Source organism: Pontibacter chinhatensis, assembly GCF_900113285.1.
In the GTDB taxonomy this organism is placed as follows: domain Bacteria; phylum Bacteroidota; class Bacteroidia; order Cytophagales; family Hymenobacteraceae; genus Pontibacter; species Pontibacter chinhatensis.
This window is the reverse complement of the sequence record NZ_FOOT01000002.1, coordinates 344,843-358,629: the sequence shown is the minus strand read 5'-3', so window position 1 is coordinate 358,629 and position 13,787 is coordinate 344,843. Positions and strand designations below refer to the sequence as shown.

General features: G+C 52.0%; 13 protein-coding genes. 8 read left to right on the top strand and 5 right to left on the bottom strand.

What is annotated here, in order from left to right; all coding sequences use genetic code 11:
* The first annotated feature begins 156 nt into the window (after nucleotides 1-156).
* From BM040_RS06860 to BM040_RS06840, 4 genes are all read left to right on the top strand, one after another.
* Nucleotides 157-915 (top strand): LytR/AlgR family response regulator transcription factor, encoded by a 759-nt coding sequence (locus BM040_RS06860; RefSeq protein WP_092099770.1) that lies wholly within the window; start codon nucleotides 157-159, stop codon nucleotides 913-915.
* A gap of 180 nt (nucleotides 916-1,095) precedes the next feature.
* Nucleotides 1,096-2,136, top strand: coding sequence for a hypothetical protein (locus tag BM040_RS06855; protein WP_092099769.1), 1,041 nt, complete (start codon nucleotides 1,096-1,098; stop codon nucleotides 2,134-2,136).
* 469 nt (nucleotides 2,137-2,605) lie between these two features.
* Nucleotides 2,606-2,959 carry a hypothetical protein gene (locus BM040_RS06845; RefSeq protein WP_092100300.1) on the top strand — a complete coding sequence of 118 codons (354 nt, stop codon included), beginning with the start codon at nucleotides 2,606-2,608 and terminating at the stop codon, nucleotides 2,957-2,959.
* 186 nt (nucleotides 2,960-3,145) lie between these two features.
* Complete coding sequence (locus BM040_RS06840; protein WP_092099767.1) at nucleotides 3,146-3,682, top strand: ferritin; 537 nt, start codon at nucleotides 3,146-3,148, stop codon at nucleotides 3,680-3,682.
* Nucleotides 3,683-3,745: 63 nt separating this feature from the next.
* Here BM040_RS06840 and BM040_RS06835 read toward each other — a convergent pair whose 3' ends face one another.
* The 3 genes from BM040_RS06835 to BM040_RS06825 form a co-directional block, all read right to left on the bottom strand.
* A complete protein-coding gene (locus BM040_RS06835) occupies nucleotides 3,746-4,033 on the bottom strand; it encodes a (2Fe-2S) ferredoxin domain-containing protein (protein WP_092099766.1) in 288 nt (95 codons plus the stop codon).
* 110 nt (nucleotides 4,034-4,143) lie between these two features.
* On the bottom strand, nucleotides 4,144-4,569 hold the full coding sequence (locus tag BM040_RS06830) for a hypothetical protein (RefSeq protein ID WP_092099765.1): 426 nt from the start codon (nucleotides 4,567-4,569) through the stop codon (nucleotides 4,144-4,146).
* Nucleotides 4,570-4,613: 44 nt separating this feature from the next.
* Nucleotides 4,614-5,414: a hypothetical protein gene (locus tag BM040_RS06825; protein ID WP_092099764.1), complete on the bottom strand. Its 801-nt coding sequence runs from the start codon at nucleotides 5,412-5,414 to the stop codon at nucleotides 4,614-4,616.
* A 147-nt stretch (nucleotides 5,415-5,561) separates the two neighbouring features.
* Between BM040_RS06825 and BM040_RS06820 the strand changes: the two genes are divergently transcribed.
* The gene (locus tag BM040_RS06820; RefSeq protein WP_092099763.1) at nucleotides 5,562-8,015 is read left to right on the top strand and encodes a S9 family peptidase; all 2,454 of its coding nucleotides are present in this window, start codon (nucleotides 5,562-5,564) and stop codon (nucleotides 8,013-8,015) included.
* Nucleotides 8,016-8,701: 686 nt separating this feature from the next.
* Here BM040_RS06820 and BM040_RS06815 read toward each other — a convergent pair.
* Nucleotides 8,702-9,466: a peptidylprolyl isomerase gene (locus BM040_RS06815; protein ID WP_092099762.1), complete on the bottom strand. Its 765-nt coding sequence runs from the start codon at nucleotides 9,464-9,466 to the stop codon at nucleotides 8,702-8,704.
* A 428-nt stretch (nucleotides 9,467-9,894) separates the two neighbouring features.
* Here BM040_RS06815 and BM040_RS06810 point away from each other — a divergent pair, with 428 nt between their 5' ends.
* Complete coding sequence (locus BM040_RS06810) at nucleotides 9,895-11,073, top strand: S8 family serine peptidase (RefSeq protein WP_245756125.1); 1,179 nt, start codon at nucleotides 9,895-9,897, stop codon at nucleotides 11,071-11,073.
* A gap of 60 nt (nucleotides 11,074-11,133) precedes the next feature.
* On the opposite strand, the gene BM040_RS06805 is transcribed toward BM040_RS06810, so the two are convergent.
* Nucleotides 11,134-11,634, bottom strand: a complete 501-nt coding sequence (locus tag BM040_RS06805) for a GNAT family N-acetyltransferase (protein WP_092099760.1) — start codon at nucleotides 11,632-11,634, stop codon at nucleotides 11,134-11,136.
* 132 nt (nucleotides 11,635-11,766) lie between these two features.
* Here BM040_RS06805 and BM040_RS06800 point away from each other — a divergent pair, with 132 nt between their 5' ends.
* Together BM040_RS06800 and BM040_RS06795 are read left to right on the top strand one after the other, a co-directional pair.
* On the top strand, nucleotides 11,767-12,765 hold the full coding sequence (locus BM040_RS06800) for a quinone oxidoreductase family protein (RefSeq protein WP_092099759.1): 999 nt from the start codon (nucleotides 11,767-11,769) through the stop codon (nucleotides 12,763-12,765).
* An 87-nt stretch (nucleotides 12,766-12,852) separates the two neighbouring features.
* The gene (locus BM040_RS06795) at nucleotides 12,853-13,773 is read left to right on the top strand and encodes a serine hydrolase (protein ID WP_175491008.1); all 921 of its coding nucleotides are present in this window, start codon (nucleotides 12,853-12,855) and stop codon (nucleotides 13,771-13,773) included.
* Nucleotides 13,774-13,787 lie beyond the last annotated feature (14 nt).

Below are 13,787 nucleotides of genomic sequence, written 5' to 3'. Positions count from 1 at the left end.
TGCAAGCAAGTATGGGCAGGCTGGAGCCAGCTGAACTACATCTCTGGCATTAACGGTGGAGGGACATGAAGTATAAATCCGCCTCAATGAGGGCGTTTATACTTTTAGACGCTACCCTTTGCCATACATTCCGTTATACTGAAACAAGTATAGACTATGAATAAAATACGCTGCATGATAGTGGATGACGAGCCTCTGGCGCTGGACGTGCTGGAGACGTTTATCCAGCGGCTCGACAACCTGGAGCTGGTATGCCGCTGCAACAATGCCGTGGAAGCCTATACCTGCCTGCAAAACGAGCGCATCGACCTAGCTTTTCTGGACATACAGATGCCGAAACTGACGGGCATCGATTTCCTCAAATCGCTGGCCAATCCGCCCAAGGTAATCTTTACCACTGCCTACCGCGACTATGCCGTGGAGGGTTTCGAGCTGAATGTGGTGGACTACCTGCTCAAGCCCATCGCCTTCGAGCGTTTTCTCAAAGCCGTATCCAAAGTTACAGTACCCGACCCACAGCCCATTGCCGCTGCGCTAGCCCCGCACGTGGCGCCCGTGGCTCCGGCAGGTGCTTTCCTAGATTATAAGGAAGCCTTTATTTACCTGAAAGCCGATAAGAAAATGGTGAAGGTGATGCTGGCGGACATACTTTATATCGAGAGCCTGAAAGACTACATCCGGGTAAAAACCGAGACGAAGGAGATAATCTCTTATCAGAAAATCTCTTTCCTGGAGGAGAAACTGCCGCCGGAAAAATTTCTGCGCATCCACCGCTCTTTTATCGTAGCCCTCGACAAAATACAGGCCTTCTCAGCCTCCACCGTAGACATCGGAAAAACAGAAATCCCTATCGGTCGCTTCTACAAAAACGAAGTGCTGCAAGTGCTAAATCAGAATAACCTGCTGGAGAGTTAGCTTCAGTTAGAGAGTTGGGGAGTTTAAGAGTTTGAGAGTTAAAAAGGCTTCTGGCAGGCAGTATAGTTATTTGCTGCATTTACTCGTAATTTATCTGCAGATAAGAAAAGGGGTGAAGTACGGCTGGATCTACTTTTACACCTCCTAAACTCTCTAACTCCTAAATTCTTTAACTCCACCGTGTATATCTCCAAAAAGAAGCTGTTTTACCCGATCAGCAAGGGGTTGCGCAAGTACCTGCAGTACTACGACCGCGAAACGAAGCTGCCGGTGCTTTACGAAGGCCTGCTGCATTACTCGGACTCCTTCCCGTACTACGACAAGCAGGGCCATGATACGCTCTGGGAGACGGTGATGTACGACCAGCAGACGCAGCAGGAGCTAAACAAGGGCCTGACCATGATCTACGCGCTGCTGAAAACCGACGGGGATGTGTCGGTGATGGAGCACCTGTACGTGTCACGGATCGACTACTGCACCTTCGGCAATTCCAATCCCTTCCGGGTGCAGATCATGAACCAGCTCAACGACAACTACGACTACTTCTACGTGAAGCGCGCCGATGCCTCGCGGGTGTACGGCCTGGAGTTGGAGCACATCCTTTCGCCGAGCCGCATTAACTACCTGGTGGATGGCGACACGCTGATTGAAGAGCACATTGCCGGCATTCCGGGCGATACGTTCATAAAAGATTACCTGGGCAGGCCCAACGCCAACAAAGTGCGCATTGCCAAGGAGTTTGTGAAGTTTAACGAGCGCTGCTTTGTGCGCCTGCTGGGGGATATGCGCTCCTACAACTATGTGGTGGACGTGACCCCCGATTTCGAGGACGAGCAGTACCGGGTGCGGCCCATCGACTTCGACCAGCAATCGTACGAAGGCAAGAAGAGCATGTACCTGCCCCAGTTCTTTAAAGACAACAACAAGATTGTGGACCTGGTGCTAAAGCTGCTGAAGCCGGATGTGGTGCGGCAGTACCAGAACGAGGAGCGCACCCTTATGTTCCGGCGGCTTAAATCCGCTCGCTACCGCCTCAAAGACCTTATCGACTGCATGCGGCAAGACACTATCTCCACACCCGAGAAAATAGAGCAGCTGAAGCAGGAGCTGGCGCAGCACCATGGCACCGAAGAGTTCCTGAGCTGCAAATGCATGGGCGATTTGGTGCGTCTCAACCTGAAAATTATACTTACCAGAGCCAGCAAATTAAAGGTACTGTAAGGGGATAGAAGTATAGCGCATCGCCTGCTTCATGAAAGTATAAATCCATCAGCTTCCAGGCCATATTTTATACTTCATTTATACTTCCCTTCAAGTTCTGATGAACCCACCCCTTAGAGCTACGCTCGCTAACTCAAAACTCACGTTTTGGTTAGTCCAGATGAGGGGAATTATACTTGAAGCTAAGTCCCCCTTTGAAGGGGGCAGGGGGATAATAATCGTTCACCGATTCCTCTCCTCCCAGGGGTGGGGTGGGTTTAGACCTTCACTAAAGCAAATCGCAACCTGGGTATTATACTTCAACTGGGGGTAGTTTACCAAAACAGGGCTGTGCTAAAGTATAAAATGAATACAAAGGCAATTATCTGGAGAGATTCTAAATTAAGTTGAATTTATTTGGACTGGTTCTAAATAGTCTTTAGATTTGCAATACCAGCAAATAAGCAGCCTGGGCAGCCATTTATTTTACATGATGCATACAGCCGCGCAACTACCCGAGATTTATACTTCCGAAGCCGGAGCCGTTTACCAGTGCGACCGCCACAACCGTTTGATGCTCAGTTTTGCAGGTGAGCTCACGGTATTAAAGTTGGATGCTTTCCTGCGCCTCAAGCGCACTGTGGATAAGATAGATCTGGATGCGATGGCCAGCAGTCCGGAGCGCTCCTCCGATTTCAGCATTATAACCGTATGCGGCTGCGACCGCTGCTTTGTGCTGCCACTCACTGAGGTATACGCACTGAAGGAGCTGCTCTCCGGGGCTAAGTTTGTGCTGGAGCTGAACAGCATGTTGCACGAATGCCTCAATGCCAGCCTTGTGTAAGAACACCAAGCAATTGTTATAGATTAAAACTGAAAGCATGGCCTAAAAGGCTGTGCTTTTTTTATTTAGACTGCTTCCGAATTTTGCCTCTGTGTTGCGTATGCACAACAAAAGTGATAATCTTAGGGTATTAAGAAAGGGCGATATGTGCCCATTAGTTCCAATCACTACCAAAAACACCCAAAGATGAAAGACTTACTAAGACTGAGAACATCGCTCAGCGAAACGATAGAGCAGATACTGAACGAGCAGATAAAGATGGAGGCGGAGGCCTCGGCCATGTACCTGGCCATGAGCAGCTGGTGCGACCGAAACGGGTTCGACTTTAGCGCAGGCTATTTTAAGCAGCAATCGGATGAGGAGCGGGAGCACATGCTGCGTCTGTTCAAGTATGTATCCGACATGGGCGGCCGTGCCATTTCACCGAGCGTAAACAACATCCAGATCGAGTTTGAATCCTTTAGAAGCGTATTTGAGCAGGCGCTGCAGCAGGAAATTGCCGTTACGCAGTCTTTTAACCGCATAGCCGACAAGTGCCAGAAGGAGAAGGACTACGTTACCTTTACGTTCCTGCAGTGGTTCCTGAAGGAGCAGATCGAAGAGGAGTATGTGGCACGTCGTGCCCTTGAGCTTTTCGAGGTAATTGGCGAAGAAGGTACCGGCCAGTACGAAATCGACAAGCGTGTGCCGAAGATAAAGTATGAAGACGAGTATGAGGGGTAAAACCCAAGTATAAGGAAGTATAAAAACAGGGCGGCCCCGGAAATTTCCGGGGCCGCCCTGTTTTTATTGGTCTTCTTTTCTGGCAGAGAGTACATGTTGCTCAAAAGCCTCTTTGGCCTTTCGCTCGTCGGTGTAGGGCATCCAGGCGTTGGCGGGCTGAATGCAGGTAACGGGAGCAAAGTCGCAGCGGTCGGTGCAGTCGGTTTTTACCACTTCCACCTGCCCCTTCAGGCCCAGTTCCTTAATCAGGCCTCTGAAAAACTTGCCAAGGTCTTTGCCGCCCTTCTTTTTGCACTTGCTGCCCGTGCATACATATATCACCTTCTCAGGTATATCAAATCTGCTGCTCATGAAATCAAAATAGGGTGTTGTTACTTGTTAAAGCCCATTTAGGATAGATAAGTTTCGGGAAGGGGCATTAGTTGCTGGTTGATCGTTATCTGATTTAAACTCTAAACGCGTTAGCTTTCTAGTTTCTGACAGTCCCGGAGCCATTTTTTTGCACTTTCCATGTCGTTGAAGACGCGCATATCAAACATGTCCTGGCTGCGGCTTTGCATTTCTGCAGCAGATGGCGCTGCAAACGATTCCTTGTTCGCCACATGGGCATAGCAGCGTAAGCCGGCAGCCACTGCCTTCGGCATCCATTCTTTCTCAATCCAGTCAACCGACTCGTCCCAGCGCCCCACCAGTTCTGTGTTGTTGTTCAGGCCGTAGGGAGTTTTGTATTCCTGAAAGGCTTCCAGTACGGCCAGAGAGCCCAGCTTCACATTGTCGGGGCTAACATATCCCAGCCAGTTATTGTAGATCCAGTTGTTAACCGCATCATACTCAATCGTCAGGAATACTTTTCCGGTAACGGAGGTGAGTTCTACTACTTTGATCATCTGTTAAGCTTAGGATGCTTCTCTAAATATATTGAAAGTATAGATTAGTACCCTATAGGGATTGCTTCCGGTAAAAGTGCCTGTGATTGCTGTTCTAAATTCACCAGCATCAGTTCGCCGTTTTTGGCCTCCCTTACCTCAGAATGGAGCAATTTTCCATCAGCGCAAAGCGAGCCGCCTTTGCCAGGTATACCGTTTCTTCCCCTCGTGCCCGCTTGGTAGAGTATGTTAATATTACGCTTGCTCTTACTATGATTGAAGACAGGTATAAAGTCGGCCGCGCTGTAGAGAAGAATGATGTTGCCGCCATGGCCTCCATTTCCGCCCATAGTGGCATTGCCTCCATCAGTGCAGGACTTTACTGAAACCGTCACAGTAGAGACAGTTGTCTTCCCATTTGCGTCTGTTACTCTTACATCCCGCGTCTCCTCCTTGCCATTCTGCCCTTTCTTGCCATATACTCCATTGCCACCCCGTCCTCCCCTGGTGTCTATGGTCAGGCCACCGAGATCTACGAAGGGCAAAACCAGACTTAGATTGCCGCCATTTTCACCGTCAGTGCCAGGATTGGCGTTTTTGCCGGCTTTTCCGTTTGCGCCTCTTGAGGTTATCAGGCAATCCTTTCCTACAAATACCACCTTCGTCTCCAGAACGCCCTGCCGGTCGGGGGCAAACTGTATGGTGGCCTTGTCCTCCAGTATAAGGGTGTCTACAAACAGTGTATTCTCAGGGCCAACGACGTAGGTTTGCCCCTTTTCAATTACAAGTTTTGGAATCTTTTTGTCCTGTGCTGAAAGACTGGAGGAGAGGAAAAGCAGGCTAGCAAGTATAAGTAATTGTTTCATAGCGGTTAGATGGTGTAGCGTATAAAATCATTAGATTTACTAAATATAGTATTCTGAAAGTATACGTGCAAACATCAATCTGCTTTAAACTTTTAGCTTTGCCGGGAGTCTACATAATCAACTTTAACTAATCTTTCACCTATAAGTATGAACCTTACAAAAACAAAGGCAGTAAAGCGCCTCGCCTCCAGCGTGCTGTTCGCAGTGCTGCTGGGCAGTGCTCCTGTGGCAACGGCCCAGGATGCCAACTCCGGGTACCAGCGCCCACCCGAGGCCATCGCGGCAATTATTGAGGCGCCGAGCACACCGGCAGTAAGTATAAGCGCCAACGGGGAGTGGATGCTGCTCCTGGAGAGCCCGGGCTACCCAAGTATAGAGGAGGTGTCGGCGCCGGAGAGCAGACTGGCCGGCATGCGCATCAACCCTGCCACCAATGGCCCCAGCCGCGGTAACTACTACAACGGCCTCAAGCTGAAGAAGGTGAGCAATGCCGAAGAGTTTGAGATAAAGGGCCTGCCGCAGAACGCACAGCTCTCCAACATTACCTGGTCGCCGGACCAAAAGTATATTGCCTTTACGCACACCAAGGCCAATGGCATAGAACTCTGGACAGCCGACCTTAGCACCAGGCAGGCCAAAAAACTGACGGAGGCCGTTATAAACGATGCCTACAGTGGCCGCCCGTTCGAGTGGCTGTCGGACAGCAAAACGCTGCTGGTGAAGTTTGTGGACGAGAAACGTGGCCAGATGCCACAGGCCACCCACGTACCTTCCGGCCCAACCATCCAGGAGAACATCGGCAAAGCCAAGCCCTCGCGCACCTACCAGGATTTGCTGAAAAACCGTTACGACGAGCAGCTGTTCGACTATTACATGCAAACGCAGCTGAAGCTGGTAAGCATAGACGGCAAGCAGGAGCCGGTTGGCAAGCCAGGCATCGTTAAAAGTATAGATGCCTCTCCGGACGGGCAGTACCTGCTGGTGCAAACCATTCAGAAGCCCTACTCATACCTGGTGCCGCATTACTACTTCCCTTACAAGGTGGAAGTATGGAACCGTAGCGGGCAGGTAGTGAAAGAGCTGGCGCAATTGCCTTTGGCCGAGGACATTCCCATCGCGTTTGATGCCGTGGCCAAAGGACCGCGCAGCTATAACTGGCGCCCTGATAAACCGGCCACCCTTTACTGGGCCGAAGCACAGGACGGCGGCGATGCCAACAAGGAGGTTGCTGTACGCGACCACGTGTACATGCTGGACGCTCCCTTCAACGGAAAACCAACGCAACTGGCCGCTACCAAGTACCGCTACCGTGGCGTGATGTGGGGCGAAGGCTTGGCCATCGTGAGCGAGCGCTGGTGGAAAACCCGCACCGAACGCAACACACTGGTAGACCCTGCCAAGCCGGCTGCCAAAGCCACTGTGCTGATCGAGCGATCTTATGAGGATAATTACAACGACCCCGGCTCTCCGGTATTCACCAGGAACAAGTATGGCCGCAACGTGCTGCTGACCGATAAAAAGAAGCAGAACATCTACATGATCTCCGAGGGTGGCTCACCGGAAGGGAACCGCCCGTTTGTGAGCGAGTTTAACCTCAAATCGAAGAAAGCAGATATTCTATGGCGTTCCGAAGCGCCTTACTACGAGCGCCCGGTAGATATCATCGACCTGAACAGCAAGAAGATTATCACCCGTAGAGAGTCTGAGAATGACCCGCCGAACTACTTTGTGCGCGACCTGAAAAGCAAGAAGCTGACGCAGGTAACGAAATTCCCGCACCCTGCACCGCAGCTGGAGGGCGTGCAGAAGCAGATGCTGCAGTATAAGCGCGAAGACGGTGTGAACCTGACGGCCATGCTATACTTGCCGAAGGGCTATAAGAAAGAAGATGGTCCGCTGCCGATGCTGCTTTGGGCTTATCCACGCGAGTTCAAGAACGCTGCTGCTGCCGGCCAGGTGAAAAGCTCACCTTACGAGTTTACGCGCATCAGCTGGGGCTCCCCGCTGTTCTGGGTAACGCAGGGCTACGCTGTACTCGACCGCACCGACATTCCGATTGTGGGCGAGGGTGATGCGCAGCCAAACGATACCTACGTGCAGCAATTGGTGTCCAGCGCCAAGGCTGCCATTGATGAAGTGGTGAAAATGGGCGTGGCCGATCCGAAGCGTGTGGCGGTGGGTGGTCACTCGTACGGCGCGTTCATGACGGGTAACCTGCTGGCCCACTCCGATCTGTTTGCAGCCGGTATCGCCCGCAGCGGCGCCTACAACCGTACGCTGACGCCATTTGGCTTCCAGCAGGAGGAGCGCTCTTACTGGGAGGCCCCGGAAGTATACTTCCAGATGTCGCCGTTCTCGTTTGCCAACAAAGTAAATGAGCCGATCCTGCTCATCCACGGCGAGGCCGACAACAACTCCGGTACTTTCCCGGTGCAGAGCGAGCGCTTCTACAACGCCCTGAAAGGCCACGGCGCCACTACCCGCCTCGTGTTCCTGCCAGCCGAGAGCCACGGCTACCGCGCCAAAGAGTCGGTACTGCACATGCTCTGGGAAATGGACCAGTGGCTGGATAAATACGTGAAGAACCGCCAGGTGCAGTAACACGCAGCCTATTTATACTTTCAAACCCGCCCCGGTTATATGTTATAGCCGGGGCGGGTTTTTTGTTTAGGAGAGTGATGTTGGCAAGTATGAAGTATGGCGGAAATATAAAGTATAACCTGGCAAAGTATGAGTGCGGTTCTGGTCAATAAGTATGGTTGAAGTATAAAGTATAGCGTAGCTGTTCGGGGATTTTCTGGTTGCGCAGTGCCTGGTCCAACCACCCCTGGCCCCTCCCAAGAGGGGAATTATCTTCAGGCGGTTACACCCCTATTGAGCTTTGCTCGCAAGGTTCGAACTCCCGTTCTCACTTGTCCTCAAGGAGACACTTTGGTTCACGTTGCATAGCAGGAGCTATCGAACCTGTTCCCAGCCTTTGGGTTGAGCGCCTTGTAGATTTTCGGTGCCGTAGGCAGCCCGAGGTACGAGGGCAGGAAATGTACACCGCGCGATGCCCGGAGGCGAGGCCTCCCGGCCTAGGAGGGAGCCAAGTTGGAGATGAAACGAGACGTTTGTGCGAACTAGAGGATGAACGGTCGCTAGTAAGGTTAGCTTGTGTCCAGTTACGGGAAGCAATGGCTATTAGCGGTACAAGTGGGAGATGACGCTACAAAGTATAAATAGCATAAAAAATGCGCTGCAGTGCTGCAGCGCATTTTCTACTATTATCACAAATCAAAACCTGCTTACTCATTCACCACTTTAATAGTATGCTTCACCACCTGGCGTGGCCACTCCGAGGCATCCACAGGCTCCTGCTCTATCTTCTCCACCACATCCATGCCTTCCACTACCTCCCCAAACACCGTGTACTCCGTGTCCAGGCCAGGTTCGCCGCCAACCGATAAGTAGATCTTTTCCTGCTCTGGCGTATAGTCTATGCCATGCTTTTGCTCAAAAGCCAGCAGCTGCTCCTTATCCACCGGCTCTCCGGTTACAATATAAAAGTTGTGGGACGATGATTCCTTCTCCGGGTTACGGTCGTCGCCGTAGCGGGCCATGGCCAGCGCGCCGCGCTTATGGATGTACTTCGGGTTAAACTCCTGCGGGATTTTATAGGCCCCCTGCTTCATGGTGCGATCATCTGAGTCGCCGCCCTGGATGGCGAAACCCTTTACAACGCGGTAAAACTCGCCCTGGTCGTAGAAACCTGCTTTGGCAAGCCTAACAAAATTGGCGCGGTGCAGAGGCGTCTCCTTGTACAGGCGCACCTTGATTTCGCCGTGGCGCGTGCCGATAACCGCCAGGCTGTCGGGGTTGTTTTTGCCGAACTCCTCCAGCTTAGCAACCACATTCTCTGAGGTTAACAGTTCCAGCGTCGGCTCCTCACTAGGGGCTTCGACGGTCTCACTGCCCGTCTCGTCAGAGGTTTTGTTACAGCCAGCTAGCAGGAGTAGGCTTAAGGCCAGCAACACAGAGTGGCCAAGATGGGATAAGAACGGTTTTCTCATAGTGCTTATACTTTCATGTTTACCTAAAGATAGCCTTTTTAACTTAATCCTGGCATATATCAATACTATTTAATATCTATATAATTGTAATGTTCTATGAAGTTGGCCTGTTGGGTAGTTCGATGTTGTCCCGGTAAAATTCAAGTGCGTAAAAGCGTGAATACTTCTGTTATAACACAGGGAAAGTAAAATTTTGCTGCTGGAGCGAACCCGGAGAAATGATACAATTTGCCTTTGTAGAAAATAGCCCTATTCTTTAGCAGGGCGGCCTTTTTTGCAGTGTTGATAAATAATTATATTAAAATATTTGCAGATAACATCCTGTGTTTCTAGTTTGTAGTCATTGTTTATTAATAAATTTTTATCTCACCTTAATTTTATCTCACATGAAAAACAAATTACATTTCAAGGGTGTAATGCGATCCCTTATGTTAGGAGCAGCAGCAGTTACATTTTCCTGCACTTTCACAGCCTGTGACAACGAGTCGGTTGATGCCGCAGATCCGGTTGCTGAGTTTAAGGCAGAAAGTGAAAATGGTGCAATTATACCCGGACAGTACATTGTTGTATATAAGGATGGTGCCAAGCTGCGTATGAGCGAGGCTGCCACTTATGCACAGCGTGTAGAAATGGTGCGTGACTTCAGCAAAAACATTCTGGCTGAGAATGGCATTAGCCAGACAAACGTGGAGCAGGCGTTCGGGCAGGCTATTAAAGGAGCCGCTGTAAAGATTACGGCAGAAGAGGCAACAAAACTGCGCCAGGACCCACGTGTGGATTACGTGGAGCCGGATAGAATTGTGATGCTTGCCAAGCCGGGCACCGGTGGTGGTGGCTCAGCCGGGCAAACAGTGCCTTACGGCATTACGCGCGTGGGTAACGGAAGCGGCGCCGGTAAAACAGCCTGGGTTATCGACTCAGGCATCGACCTGGACCACCCGGACCTGAACGTGGACGTAGCCAGAAGTATAACCGTGTTTACCTCGGGCAGAGATGCCGGTTCGGCTGATGACGGTAACGGACACGGCACGCACGTAGCCGGTACCATTGCGGCAAGAAATAACACTGTGGGTGTGATAGGCGTAGCCTACGACGCAACCGTGGTAGCTGTTAAAGTGCTCGATTCCCGTGGCAGCGGTTCTTACTCCGGCGTAATTGCAGGTGTGGACTACGTGGCCGCTAACGGTAAGTCCGGCGACGTGGCGAACATGAGCCTGGGCGGACCAGTTTCGCAGGCCCTGGATGACGCTGTGGTGGCAGCAGCCTCTAAAGGCATTAAGTTTGCCCTGGCAGCTGGGAACGAGAGCACGCATGCCAGTAACTCTTCGCCAGCCCGCGCTAACCATGCCAACATCTATACCGTGTCGGCGATGGACAGCAACGACCGCTTTGCCTCTTTCTCTAACTATGGCAACCCACCGGTAGACTACTGCGCCCCGGGCGTGAGCATCCTGTCTACCTGGAAAGGTGGCGGCTATAACACCATCAGCGGTACTTCCATGGCCTCTCCGCACGTGGCCGGCCTGTTGCTGCTGGGCAACATTGCCACAGACGGTTATGTTAAAAATGACCCTGACGGTAATGCAGACCCAATCGCGCACCGCTAATATCGTACAAGTTTAAAGTGAGTGAGTAAAAATGGCGGCCTTAAGGCCGCCATTTTTGTTTTACAAGGCTTTCCGCATCACAAAGTCGTTCATCCAGTAGGGGCCAATGGGGATGTCCTCCTGCTGGTGCACCTGGTAGCCGCAGTGCTCATAAAAGCCCTTGGCCGGGTTGTGGCGGTTTACATTCAGGTCGAGTGTTCGGGCACCCAGCTTTTTAACCCGATCCTCCACCGCCTGTAGCAGCACCTTGCCGCTGCCCTTGCCCTGCTCTTGCGGCAGAAGGTATATCTTGTTCAGTTTGTAGAGATTTGCCTGCGCATCTTTCACCGAGAAAGAGGCAAAACCCACAGGCACGCCTTCATTTTCCAGCAACAGGAACGTTTGTCCCTGCCGCATCTGCTCCTCCAGCGACTCCCTGCTGTAGATCACCCCAAACATATAGTACAGCTGCTCTTTGGAAAGTATACTTTGGTATGTGGGGCCCCAGGTGGCCTCAGCCAGTTGCATCAGCACCGGTAAGTCGGTGGAAGTGGCCTGGCGGATGTGGTATGAGTTAGGCATAAAGTATGGCGTTAGCAATGCCTGCAAGTTAGGCGCTGCAAGTATAAATGACAACGGATGGCCTGCTTTCAACTCTGACCCGATGTCTTATCTTTGTCTGCGTTAGTGCGTATCAACACAAAAACATGCCGTATGAAAGCAGTATACTTAGAGGATATCAACAAGCCTTTTACCCTGATAGAGGCGGAGAAACCCGTTGCCGGGCCCGGCGAGGTGGTGGTGCAGGTAAAGGCCGCCGCCCTTAACCGGCGCGATGTATGGATTCAGAAAGGACGCTATTTTATTAAGAAATACCCTGCCATACTTGGTTCCGACTGTGCGGGCGTGGTGGCTGAGCTAGGCGAGGGCGTGGACAAGGCCTGGCAGGATCAGCAGGTGCTGGTGGACCCCTCCGCCGACTGGGGCGACAACTCGAGGGCCCACTCGGCTGAGTATACCATATTGGGTATGCCTCACCATGGAGCCTTTGCCGAATACGTAAAGGTGCCGGCTGCAAACCTGTACCAACTGCCGCTTCACCTGAGCTTTGAGGAGGCCGCCGCTCTGCCCTTGGCGGGTGTTACAGCCTACAGGGCCTTGTTTACCAAGTGCGATCTGCAGCAGGGCGAACGTGTGCTGGTAACAGGTGCCGGGGGAGGCGTGGCGCTGTTTGCCATACAGTTTGCCCTGGCGGCCGGCGCCGAAGTATGGGTTACCTCGGGCACAGATGAGAAGATTGCCCTGGCCAAGGACTTGGGCGTGACCGGTGGCATCAACTATAAAACAGAGGAGTGGGGGAAAAAGCTGAAAGCCGAGACGGGTGGTTTTGATGTGATAATTGACAGCGCGGCGGGAGAGGGCTTTGTGCAGCTGGTGAAGCTGGCGCGGCCCGGAGGCCGTATCGGTATCTATGGCGGTACCACCGGCATGATAGGGCAGGTAAATCCTGCGGAGATCTTCTGGAAACAGTTGTCCATTTTTGGCAGCACCATGGGTACAAGTCAGGATTTTGCCAGCATGGTGCGACTGGTAAGCGAGAAGGAAATTCGCCCGATTGTGGACATCGTTTATCCGCTGGAGCAGGCCGAGGAAGCTGTGCGCTACCTGGAAGAGAACAAGCAGTTTGGCAAGGTTATTTTAAAGGTAAGCTAACCTTTCAATATGCTGAACAATCAGTTGCCGCTAAGGAATATAGAAATCCTCCTTTTCAGGGGGATTTTCTTTTTACTATATTTAAATATGAGAATCCTTTCTTGCATCAGCCTGGTGCTGCTACTCCTTTGTATAAGTATAAACACGATGGCACAGACCTCTGCTCAAAAGGTGCTGCGGCAGCAAACCGAGAACCAACTGGCCGCGATCATCAACCGCTCTCCGGCCGTGACGGGGCTCGTGGCGGTAGATCTTACCACTGGCGATACGTTCTCATTTAATGCCGGGGTCGTGTTTCCGCAGGCCAGCGCCATCAAGATTCCGGTGCTGATGAGTGTGTACAAGCAGGCGCATGAGGGAAAGTTTTCGCTGACAGACATTAGACAAGTGGCGGCGGCAGATGTAGTGGGAGGAACCGGCGTACTCAAAGACCTGGATGGCCCACCTCCGATGAGCATCCGCAACCTGGGCATTCTGATGATCACGCTGAGTGACAACACGGCCACTAACGCGCTTATCGATCTGGTAAGTATGCAGGAGACCAATGCCATGCTGCGCGCACTCGGGGCAAAGCACACCCTGCTGCAGCGCCGGATGATCAATGCAGCCGCCTCGGGTAGGGGAGAGGAGAACATTTCGACCCCGGCAGATGCTGCCAAAATTCTGCAGTTACTCTACAAAGGCGAGTTCATCAACAAAGCCGCCTCCGAGGAGATTGTCTCCATACTTTCCAAAACCGATCGGCAGACAAGCAGGCTGGCTCCGGGCCTGCCAGACAACGTACCGATTGCCTTTAAGCCGGGCATTCTGAATGGTGTTTCCACGGAGTGGGCGATTGTGCTGCTGCCCGAGCGGCCGTATGCGGTGGCCGTGATGGAGAGCTACAAAGTAAAAGGGCAGGCCGAGCACACCATAGAGGACTTGTCCGAGGTGCTGTACCAGTATTTCTGGCGCATGGGCAACGCCACCCGCTACGGCACTTACGTGGACCCGAAGCTGATTAAGTAACCGGTAGCCATACT